At 50.4% G+C, this 10114-nt stretch carries 10 protein-coding genes; 4 read left to right on the top strand and 6 right to left on the bottom strand.

Annotated features, from left to right (window positions below):
• Nucleotides 1-31 precede the first annotated feature (31 nt).
• Nucleotides 32-1600 carry a chromosomal replication initiator protein DnaA gene (dnaA, locus tag ACTHUE_RS06520; RefSeq protein ID WP_049343534.1) on the top strand — a complete coding sequence of 523 codons (1569 nt, stop codon included), beginning with the start codon at nt 32-34 and terminating at the stop codon, nt 1598-1600.
• Nucleotides 1601-1706: 106 nt separating this feature from the next.
• Nucleotides 1707-2810 carry a DNA polymerase III subunit beta gene (dnaN, locus tag ACTHUE_RS06515; RefSeq protein WP_004520410.1) on the top strand — a complete coding sequence of 368 codons (1104 nt, stop codon included), beginning with the start codon at nt 1707-1709 and terminating at the stop codon, nt 2808-2810.
• 137 nt (nt 2811-2947) lie between these two features.
• Here dnaN and ACTHUE_RS06510 read toward each other — a convergent pair whose 3' ends face one another.
• The 6 genes from ACTHUE_RS06510 to orn form a co-directional block, all read right to left on the bottom strand.
• Entirely contained in the window at nt 2948-3310 is a 363-nt protein-coding gene (locus ACTHUE_RS06510) for an ACP-like domain-containing protein (RefSeq protein WP_440361207.1), read from the bottom strand.
• Between the two features lie 297 nt (nt 3311-3607).
• Nucleotides 3608-5194, bottom strand: coding sequence for an L-lactate permease (locus ACTHUE_RS06505; protein WP_070587511.1), 1587 nt, complete (start codon nt 5192-5194; stop codon nt 3608-3610).
• A 332-nt stretch (nt 5195-5526) separates the two neighbouring features.
• A complete protein-coding gene (locus ACTHUE_RS06500; protein WP_440361206.1) occupies nt 5527-6162 on the bottom strand; it encodes a 7-carboxy-7-deazaguanine synthase QueE in 636 nt (211 codons plus the stop codon).
• Nucleotides 6163-6270: 108 nt separating this feature from the next.
• Nucleotides 6271-6642: a DUF1304 domain-containing protein gene (locus ACTHUE_RS06495; RefSeq protein ID WP_440361205.1), complete on the bottom strand. Its 372-nt coding sequence runs from the start codon at nt 6640-6642 to the stop codon at nt 6271-6273.
• A gap of 73 nt (nt 6643-6715) precedes the next feature.
• Nucleotides 6716-7138 carry a 6-carboxytetrahydropterin synthase QueD gene (gene queD, locus ACTHUE_RS06490; RefSeq protein WP_440361204.1) on the bottom strand — a complete coding sequence of 141 codons (423 nt, stop codon included), beginning with the start codon at nt 7136-7138 and terminating at the stop codon, nt 6716-6718.
• A 63-nt stretch (nt 7139-7201) separates the two neighbouring features.
• Nucleotides 7202-7759 (bottom strand): oligoribonuclease, encoded by a 558-nt coding sequence (gene orn, locus ACTHUE_RS06485; RefSeq protein ID WP_039862353.1) that lies wholly within the window; start codon nt 7757-7759, stop codon nt 7202-7204.
• Nucleotides 7760-7892: 133 nt separating this feature from the next.
• On the opposite strand from orn, the gene dxs reads away from it, so the two are divergent.
• Both dxs and ACTHUE_RS06475 read left to right on the top strand, forming a co-directional pair.
• Nucleotides 7893-9782 carry a 1-deoxy-D-xylulose-5-phosphate synthase gene (gene dxs / locus ACTHUE_RS06480; RefSeq protein WP_004520402.1) on the top strand — a complete coding sequence of 630 codons (1890 nt, stop codon included), beginning with the start codon at nt 7893-7895 and terminating at the stop codon, nt 9780-9782.
• Between the two features lie 36 nt (nt 9783-9818).
• Nucleotides 9819-10114: glycosyltransferase family 2 protein (locus ACTHUE_RS06475; RefSeq protein WP_440423138.1), on the top strand; the 296-nt coding region annotated here is incomplete at its 3' end.

The following is a 10114-nucleotide window of genomic DNA, read 5'->3' as shown; positions in this document are numbered from 1 at the left end:
CCCAAATCTTCCATTTTCCGAGCTTAATCTCATGACGTTAGCTGAATTTTGGCCGCTGTGCCTTTGCCGCCTTCACGAAATGTTGCCTGCCGGGCAGTTTGCGCAATGGATTGCGCCTTTGACCGTGAGCGAAGAAAACGGCGTATGGGTGGTGTATGGTAAAAACCAATTTGCCTGCAATATGCTCAAAAGCCAGTTTGCCGCCAAAATTGACGCCGTGCGTGCCGAATTGGTGCCTCAGCAGGCTGCTTTCGCGTTTAAGCCGGGCGTAGGTACGCATTATGAAATGGCGGCTCAGACTGTTGCGCCGGTGCAAGTGCAAGAAGTCATTGAAGTTGAAGAATTTGTAGAGCCTGTTCAAATGCCTTTGCAAACTGCTGCGCCAATGGAAGAAGATAGGCCGTCTGAAACGGTTTCCAAGCCTGCCACTGCCATGACGGCTGCCGAGATTTTGGCACAACGCATGAAAAACCTGCCGCATGAGCCTCAAGTGCAAACTGCCGCTCCGGCTGAGTCTAAAGCAGTTGCCAAAGCCAAAACCGACGCACAACACGATGCGGAAGAAGCGCGCTACGAACAGACCAATCTGTCGCGCGACTATACATTTGAAACTTTGGTGGAAGGTAAGGGCAACCGCCTTGCCGCCGCAGCCGCCCAAGCGATTGCTGAAAATCCGGGGCAGGGCTACAACCCGTTTTTCTTATACGGCAGTACTGGTTTGGGTAAAACCCACTTGGTGCAGGCCATCGGCAACGAATTGTTGAAAAACCGTCCTGATGCCAAAGTGCGCTATATGCACTCGGACGACTATATCCGCAGCTTTATGAAGGCTGTGCGCAACAATACTTACGATGTATTCAAGCAACAATACAAACAATATGACCTGCTGATTATCGACGATATTCAGTTCATCAAAGGCAAAGACCGCACGATGGAAGAATTCTTCTATCTGTACAACCATTTCCACAACGAGAAAAAACAGCTGATTCTGACGTGCGACGTATTGCCTGCCAAAATCGAGGGCATGGACGACCGTCTCAAATCCCGTTTCTCATGGGGTTTGACGTTGGAACTTGAACCGCCCGAATTGGAAATGCGCGTGGCGATTTTGCAGAAAAAGGCAGAAGCAGCCGGTATCAGTATCGAAGACGAAGCCGCTCTGTTTATCGCCAATCTGATCCGCTCCAATGTGCGTGAGCTGGAAGGTGCGTTCAACCGTGTCAGCGCCAGCAGCCGTTTTATGAATCGTCCTGTCATCGACATGGATTTGGCGCGTACGGCTTTACAGGATATTATTGCCGAAAAACACAAAGTCATTACCGCAGACATCATCATCGATGCGACAGCCAAATACTACCGTATTAAAATCAGCGATATATTAGGCAAAAAACGTACGCGCAACATTGCCCGTCCGCGCCAAGTTGCCATGAGCCTGACCAAAGAGCTGACCACGCTCAGCCTGCCTTCTATCGGCGATGCCTTTGGCGGCCGCGACCACACGACCGTGATGCACGGTGTCAAAGCGGTGGCGAAACTGCGTGAAGAAGATCCCGAATTGGCACAAGACTACGAAAAACTGCTGATTTTGATTCAGAACTGACCCAATGCAATATTCAGACGGCCTGATGTCAATGTGAGGCCGTCTGAATACAAAAAATATTTTAAAATACCCAAATCAACCGATTTCAAATTCAAAGGAATGGAACATGCTGATTTTACAAGCCGATCGCGACAGTCTGCTCAAGCCGTTGCAAGCCGTTACCGGTATTGTCGAACGTCGCCATACTCTGCCGATTTTGTCCAATGTGTTGCTGGAAAGCAAAGACGGACAAACCAAACTTTTGGCAACCGACTTGGAAATCCAAATCAATACCGCCGGCCCTGAAAGTCAGGCAGGCGATTTCCGCATTACGACCAACGCTAAAAAATTCCAAGACATTTTGCGCGCCCTGCCTGACAGTGCGTTGGTGTCACTGGATTGGGCGGACAACCGTTTGACTTTGCGCGCGGGCAAATCCCGTTTTGCCCTGCAAACCCTGCCTGCTGAAGACTTTCCGTTGATGAACGTCGGCAGCGACGTCAGCGCGACTTTCTCGCTGACTCAAGAAACCTTCAAAACCATGCTTTCGCAAGTGCAATACAGCATGGCGGTTCAAGATATCCGCTATTACCTCAACGGCTTGCTGATGCAGGTTGAAGGAAACCAATTGCGCCTTGTTGCAACCGACGGCCACCGCCTTGCTTATGCGGCCAGCCAAATTGAGGCAGAACTGCCGAAAACGGAAGTGATCCTGCCGCGCAAAACGGTATTGGAGCTCTTCAAGCTGTTGAACAATCCGTCCGAGTCCATCACCGTTGAGCTTTTGGACAATCAAGTACGCTTCCAATGCAATGGCACGACTATTGTCAGCAAAGTCATCGACGGCAAGTTCCCTGACTTTAACCGCGTGATTCCTTTGGATAACGACAAGATTTTCCTCGTGTCCCGTACCCAGCTTTTGGGTGCGCTTGAACGTGCCGCCATTCTTGCCAATGAAAAATTCCGCGGCGCACGACTGTTTCTGCAGCCTGGTTTGCTGAGTGTCGTATGTAGCAACAACGAGCAGGAAGAAGCGCGCGAAGAGCTGGAAATCGCTTACCAAGGCGGAGAACTGGAAGTCGGTTTCAACATCGGCTACTTGATGGACGTGTTGCGTAACATCCACTCCGACGATATGCAGCTTGCTTTCGGCGATGCTAACCGTTCAACGCTGTTTACCGTGCCAAACAATCCGAACTTCAAATACATCGTAATGCCGATGCGTATTTGATTCGGAAAACAAACAAAAAGAGCGTGTAGGGTACACGCTCTTTTTTATAGGCTTGAATCAAAAGGCCGTCTGAAAATTGTTTTTCAGACGGCCTTTCTATCAAACCGGGATGATTCGGCTAAATAGGAAGACTGGGATTAACGTGGACGTGGTTCGCAGTTTTTCACCAGGAATGAGCCGTTAGGGGCGTTCACGCCAACTACTTCAGAAGTAGTGTGGGTGTTTTTGTCGATGAAACCGGCAGACATTACATAGCCGCGACGGTTGGTGAAAGTAGTGCCAGTGCTGTCAGAACGTTTTTTGTCGACAACCAAAGAGGCTTTTTTACCACCGGCGTTTACGTCGGCAGTAACTGCGCGACCGCTGCGGTCGAAACCGTACATCACGTTCAGTGATTTGCCGCCGTCACAACGGTAAGAAACGAAGCCGGCAGGCGCAGCGGCAGCAGAGAAGGAAACAGTAGCCAATGTGGCTGCAGTGATAACAGAAAGTAATTTCATGATCTAAGCTCCATATGAGGGTTGTGTGTTATCTTGCAAAGTGAGAAAGGGTTTCCGTTTGCAGATGAAGCGTATTTTAGGCGTTTTGTCGGTAGTGGCAATTAGGTAAATTGCAAAACAGTGTTTACTTATGCTTACCCGATTGTTTATTAATAGAAAGTTGTTCGTAATTTGGTGTTGCAAAGTGGTGATGCGGGTTGTTGCGGAATATATACATTAATGATTCTTTAAGAAATATAGCGAAAGAATACAAAAAAGGCCGTCTGAATATTCAGACGGCCTTTGATATGAAGCTGTTTACAAGAAGAAAATTGAAGCGATAGTCACAGCGATGATGCCATAGATGCTCATCGGGATCACAGTTTTCTTGATGATGGCGCCTTCGGCGTTGTTTACGTTCAACACGCTGCACACGGCGATGATGTTGTTGATGCAGACCATGTTGCCCATTGCGCCGCCAACGGATTGCAGGGCGAGGATGAGGGTAACGGACAGGCCGGTATCAAGCGCGATTTGTTGTTGAATCGGACCAAAGGTCAGGTTGGATACAGTGTTGGAGCCTGAGAAGAATGCACCGATTGCACCCAAGTATGGGGAGAAGTACACCCAGTGTTCGCCGGCCATATTGGCAAATTCTTTACCGATGATTTTCACCATGGAGTCGTCGCCGCCAACCATCATCAGTTGAACCATAATCAGCGCACCCATCAGGGCAAGCAGAGGTTTTTTGGTTTGGTTGAAGGTTGCAGCGTAGAAAGACCATGCGTCTTTGAATTTGGTTTTGTACAGCAGGATGCAAATCCAAACGGTGAAGACAAACGGAATCCAAGCCGGAACGTAGAGGGTTTGGTAGGAAGCGTTGACGCCTTGGCCGAAGATGTTGCCGAAGGTGATGGTCAGGGAGTCGCTGACGGTGATTTTGGACAAATCAAACGGCAGTTGGAAGCTGAACCATTCTTCTTTGCTGGTCAGCAGGCCTTTGATGCCCAGCTGTTTGATGCGGGTGACCACCAGCATGCCGATCAGCATACCCAAAGGAGCCAGTGCTTTGGCAACTTGTGCGAAAGGTACTTTTTCTGCATTCGGGTCTTTGGCGTAATCTTTGCTCAAGCCCCAGCCGCGGTTTGCTGCGAATACGGAAACCATCAGGCCGATTGCGCCGGCAACCAGAGATGGGAATTCTTCATTGACCATTGCCAATGCAACGTAAGGAAGGGTACAGGAGAATACGGCGATACCGATAAAGCCCAAGTTTTTGCGGATTTCAGCCCAAGGTACGATGAAGCTCAAGCCGATCACAGGGATGATGAAACCAGCAAAGAAGTGCATTACGCCGGTTTGCATACCGATTTCCATAATGCTCTTTTGATCCAAGCCCAAAGGCGCGAAGCCGAACCAAGTCGGGGTACCTACTGCACCGAAGGACACGGGTACGGAGTTCATGACCAAAGTGAAGATGGCTACTTTTAACGGGTTGAAGCCCAAGCTCATCAGGATTGGCGCGGCAATGGCGGCAGGCGTACCGAAACCGGATGCGCCTTCAATCATAAAGGCGAAAGACCAGCCGATGATCATCAACTGGGCAATCGGATTCGGGCTGATGGTAGCCAGCCATTTGCGGATGACGTCGATACAGCCGGTGGTTTCCATCATGCGGTTGAACATAATGGCACCGAAAATCACGGTAATCGGGGTCAGGGTAGAGACGAGGCCGGACGCTGCCGTTGCGTTGAGCAACATGGCATTGTCGCCGAAATAAAACAGTTTGATGGCATAAATCAGCGCGGCGGTAATCGGTAGCGCGACATAGGACGGCATACTGTTTTTCTTAACCATCAGCCAAATCAGCAGCACGATGGGAAAAATACTGAGAAAGAGAGCCATAGGAATATCCTCGGGGCAACGGGCACCATAACCGTCAATCAATGGCGGTTTGATGCGATGTGTTGAGTAATAGATGTTTTTCGAATAAAGATTGCCACTTTTTTAGATGCAACCAGTTATCAGGTAAATTGGTTTTACCAATTTATGAAAACTGTTGCACACTTTACGTAATCTTATGTAATCGGTCAAGAGGTTTGTAACAAAAAAGGCCGTCTGAAATTGGGTTTTCAGACGGCCTGAGAGCTTTGCCAGTAGTGCATTTGGTCGAATATCGAATGGTATTTACATTCAATATTTTGTAAAGGTTTTGTTTTTAATTGATTTCAAACGAATTATTCTATTCCTGCCCATTTATGCGTTTGTACGCTCAATTGCCAATGGACGGGGGCGTCGGGTCGGCTGTTTAATACGCCGATTTGGCGGATGGTGTCGTAGATATTCATCACACCGTCTTGCTCGCAAGGCGAGAGGTAGTAATGTTGGGCGCGGATTTTGCGTTCCATCTCTTGGCAAAACGCAATGACATCGCCGTCGGCAACAATGCGCACTTCGTCGGCTTTTTCGATGCAGCCGGATTCATATTTGGCGGCGTAGCAGGCTTTAGGGCTGGTGGCAACGTAGTCGATTTGCGGCGGTGCGGGGTTGAGGCCGTTGGTTTCGATACACAGGAAATAGCCTTCGGCTTTGAGTGTGTTGAGCAGGGTATCCAAATGCGGTTGGATGGTGGGTTCGCCGCCGGTAATGATGATATTGCGCGCCGTGTAGGTTTTCAGACGGCCCAAAATATCGGACAGGCTCATCATGCCGAATTTGAGGTAGTCGGTATCGCACCAGCTGCACGCGAGATTGCATTTGCCCAAACGGATGAAAACGGCGGGCATGCCTGTATTCCAGCCTTCGCCTTGCAGGCTTTCAAATATTTCGACAATGCGGTATTGGGGATTGTTCGGCGTGATGTGAATGGTCATGAATGTCGGGTGTGCGGGATTGAATCGTTGTGGTGAAGCGTTTTGAGAAATCGGTTGAGGCAGCCATTCTTTCTGTCAGTTCAATAGGAAAGAATGGCTGGTGTGTGCTTAAGCGGCAATGACGGCTGCTGCGGCCAAAAATGCCGGCAAGCCTTGTTTGAGCAAAATGCCTTTATTGCCGGATGAAAACGCGCCCCATGCGGCGGCGATGAGGACAAAGCCGAGGAACAGGATGGTCGCGCCGTAAACGGCGTTGTCAGGTGCGGCAAAGCGAGCCCATACCAAGCCGATGGCGAGGAAGCCGTTGTACAGGCCTTGGTTGGAAAACAGGGTTTGTACGCGTTTTTGTTCCATAAATTCGTAAGGCATATTGAACAGCTCTGACGCTTTTTCGCTTGGGATTTGCGTCATTTCGAGCCAGGCGATGTAGAAATGTTCGACAGCGATGAAGAGGACGAGGAGGGTGGAGATGATTTTCATGAAGATTCCTTTTGATGTTTAGCGGATGGGTGTGTTTGGGGAACAGGCCGTCTGAAAAATACAAAATGCCGGTTTATTCTCTTTCATATTCCGCACATGAAGTCGGCGTTTCCCATAATTTCACGCTGCACACTTTGACACCGGCGTTTTTCAGACGGCCATACATTTCTACGCTCATGTTTTCGGCTGTGGTGCGGCAGGGCAGGCACAGGGTTTTCATGTTCCAGCCTTCCAAAAGCGCGGCGATTTGGCTTTCGCGTTCGTTGTTGCCGTGATAGATGAAGGCATGGTCGAACGGGTCGGTAATGTGTTGTTTGACGATGGCTTTCAGGTCGGTAAAGTCCATCACCATGCCGTCTTTTGCGCCGCCTTGGATAACGGGCGCGGAGACAGTGATTTCGAGTTTGTAGGTGTGGCCGTGCAGGTTTTGGCATTTGCCGTCATGCCCGTCGAGCATGTGCGAGGAATCGAAGGTAAAAATTTTGGTGATTTTCATGAGATGAGGGAAGCTGATGAGGCCGTCTGAACGGTGTAAAACCTGTTTCAGACGACCTTGGGATTATTGTTCGGAAGGGAGTTTGAGGAAATGCTCGCGATAATGGCGCATTTCTTCGATGCTTTCGAGGATGTCGTCCAATGCCTTGTGCGAACCGCGTTTGACCACGCTTTTGGCGACGGCCGGATTCCAGCGTTTGGCCAACTCTTTCAGCGTGGACACGTCTAAGTTGCGGTAGTGGAAATAGGCTTCCAAACGCGGCATGTATTTGACCATGAAGCGGCGGTCTTGATGGATGGAGTTGCCGCACATGGGCGTGGATTTCTCGGGTATCCATGCGGACATGAAGTCCAACAGGTTTTGCTCGACTTCAGCTTCGGTCAGTTTGGATTCGCGCACGCGTTGGGTCAGACCGGTGCGGCCGTGGGTGGCGGTGTTCCACTCGTCCATGCCGTCGAGCAACTCGTCGCTTTGATGGATGACGTAAACGTCCGATTGTGCCAGTACGTTCAAATCGGAATCGGTAATGATCATGGCGACTTCGATAATGCGGTCGTGTTCCGGGTTGAGGCCGGTCATTTCCATATCGAGCCAGCAGAGGTTGTTTGCGTTTTGGGTCATTTCAGACGGCCTTGTGTTTTCAGTTGGCAGTATTATAAAGGATAAAGGTTCGGGCCGTCTGAAAGCATTTGTAACAAGTTGTGCAATCTCTTGATATAATCGTCCGTTACACAAAAAATCACCGCCAAAAATCATGAACCCAAGCCCTTTGCTCGATATTATCGATACGCCTCAGGATTTGCGCTGTCTGGAGAAAAAACAGCTGCCGCAAGTCGCCGCCGAATTGCGCGAATTTCTGTTGGATTCCGTCGGTAAGACGGGCGGCCATTTCGCCAGTAACTTGGGCGCGGTCGAGCTGACGGTGGCGCTGCATTATGTGTACGACACGCCAGAAGACCATTTGGTCTGGGATGTCGGCCATCAAAGCTATCCGCACAAAATCCTCACCGGCCGCAAAAATCAAATGCACACCATGCGCCAATACGGCGGTTTGGCGGGTTTCCCAAAACGCAGCGAGTCGGAATACGACGCGTTCGGCGTGGGGCATTCTTCCACATCCATAGGCGCGGCTTTGGGCATGGCCGTTGCGGACAAACAGTTGGGCAATAACCGCCGCAGCGTCGCTATCATCGGCGACGGCGCCATGACGGCGGGTCAGGCGTTTGAAGCCCTGAACTGCGCAGGCGATATGGATGTCGATTTGCTGGTTATCCTCAACGACAACGAAATGTCGATTTCCCCCAATGTCGGCGCGCTGCCGAAATATCTTGCCAGCAACGTCGTGCGCGATATGCACGGCCTATTGAGCACCATCAAAGCCCAATCGAGCAAAGTATTAGATAAATTGCCCGGAGCGATGGAGCTTGCCCAAAAAGTCGAAAACAAAATCAAAACCTTGGCAGGCGAAGCGGAACATGCCAAACAGTCGCTGTCTTTGTTTGAAAACTTCGGTTTCCGTTACACCGGCCCGGTGGACGGCCACAACGTTGAAAATCTGGTGGACGTATTAAAAGACTTGCGCGGCCGCAAAGGCCCTCAGTTGCTGCACGTCATCACCAAAAAAGGCAACGGCTACAAATTCGCCGAAAACGACCCTGTCAAATACCATGCTGTCTCCAAGCTGCCGAGCGAAGTGCCTGCGCCGGAAGTCAAACCTGCCGCGGCTAAACCGACTTATACGCAAGTTTTCGGCCAATGGCTGTGCGACCAAGCGGCGGCTGACGAGCGTTTGGTTGCCATCACGCCTGCCATGCGCGAGGGCAGCGGCTTGGTTGAGTTTGAACAGCGATTCCCCGACCGCTATTTCGACGTCGGCATCGCCGAGCAACACGCCGTTACCTTTGCCGGCGGTTTGGCATGTGAAGGCATCAAGCCCGTCGTGGCGATTTACTCCACTTTCCTGCAACGCGCTTACGACCAGTTGGTACATGACGTTGCTTTGCAAAACCTACCTGTTTTGTTCGCCATCGACCGTGCAGGTATTGTCGGTGCAGACGGCCCGACCCATGCCGGTTTGTACGACTTGAGCTTTTTGCGTTGCGTGCCGAATATGATTATTGCCGCACCAAGCGACGAAAACGAATGCCGCCTGCTGCTCTCAACCTGCTATCAGGCAAATTCGCCGTCTGCCGTCCGTTATCCGCGCGGTACAGGCACGGGCGCAACCGTTTCAGACGGCCTGGAAACCGTTGAAATCGGTAAAGGCATCATCCGTCGCGAAGGCGAGAAAATTGCCATTATCGCCTTTGGCAGCATGGTTGCCCCATCATTGACCGCCGCCGACAAGCTGAACGCGACCGTTGCCGACATGCGCTTTGTCAAACCGATAGATGAAGAACTGATCGTCCGTCTTGCCCGAAGCCATGACTACATCGTTACCGCTGAAGAGAATGCCGAACAAGGCGGCGCAGGCAGCGCGGTGTTGGAAGTGTTGGCGAAACACGGCATCTGCAAACCGGTGTTGCTGTTGGGTGTAGAAGACAAAGTTACCGAACACGGCGACCCGAAAAAACTGCTGGACGACTTGGGTTTGAGTGCCGAAGCGATTGAAAAACGCATTGCCGGCTGGATTAAGGCCGTCTGAAAAATGATTAAAACCTATCAATACATTGCATAATTTATGGGAAAAAAACTAATCAGCATCAGCATGGTGCGCAACGAAAACGACGTTATCGAATCGTTTGTCCGTCATAATCTCGAGCTGATGGATGAAATGCACATCATCGATCACGGCAGCAGCGATGGAACAAGGGAAATCCTGATTCAATTGAAAGAAGAAGGTTTGCCGATATTTATCTATCAATATCAAGCGCTCAAGTACAATCAAGAGCAATTGGTAAACCTGCTTATGAAGCAGCTTGTAGCAAAAGATGAAGCGATAGATTTCGTTTTTCCGCTGGATGCGGACGAATTTAT

The organism is Neisseria sp. P0021.S005 (assembly GCF_051956955.1).
This window is presented reverse-complemented; position numbering and strand designations above follow the sequence as displayed.

Coding starts and splice junctions, on each gene's coding strand:
- queD (WP_440361204.1), bottom strand. CDS start 7,138: ATGAAAATCACCAAAATTTTTACCTTCGATTCCTCGCACATGCTCGAC.
- ACTHUE_RS06510 (WP_440361207.1), bottom strand. CDS start 3,310: ATGAAATTACTTTCTGTTATCACTGCAGCCACATTGGCTACTGTTTCC.
- dxs (WP_004520402.1), top strand. CDS start 7,893: ATGAACCCAAGCCCTTTGCTCGATATTATCGATACGCCTCAGGATTTG.
- dnaN (WP_004520410.1), top strand. CDS start 1,707: ATGCTGATTTTACAAGCCGATCGCGACAGTCTGCTCAAGCCGTTGCAA.
- orn (WP_039862353.1), bottom strand. CDS start 7,759: ATGACCCAAAACGCAAACAACCTCTGCTGGCTCGATATGGAAATGACC.
- dnaA (WP_049343534.1), top strand. CDS start 32: ATGACGTTAGCTGAATTTTGGCCGCTGTGCCTTTGCCGCCTTCACGAA.
- ACTHUE_RS06495 (WP_440361205.1), bottom strand. CDS start 6,642: ATGAAAATCATCTCCACCCTCCTCGTCCTCTTCATCGCTGTCGAACAT.
- ACTHUE_RS06505 (WP_070587511.1), bottom strand. CDS start 5,194: ATGGCTCTCTTTCTCAGTATTTTTCCCATCGTGCTGCTGATTTGGCTG.
- ACTHUE_RS06500 (WP_440361206.1), bottom strand. CDS start 6,162: ATGACCATTCACATCACGCCGAACAATCCCCAATACCGCATTGTCGAA.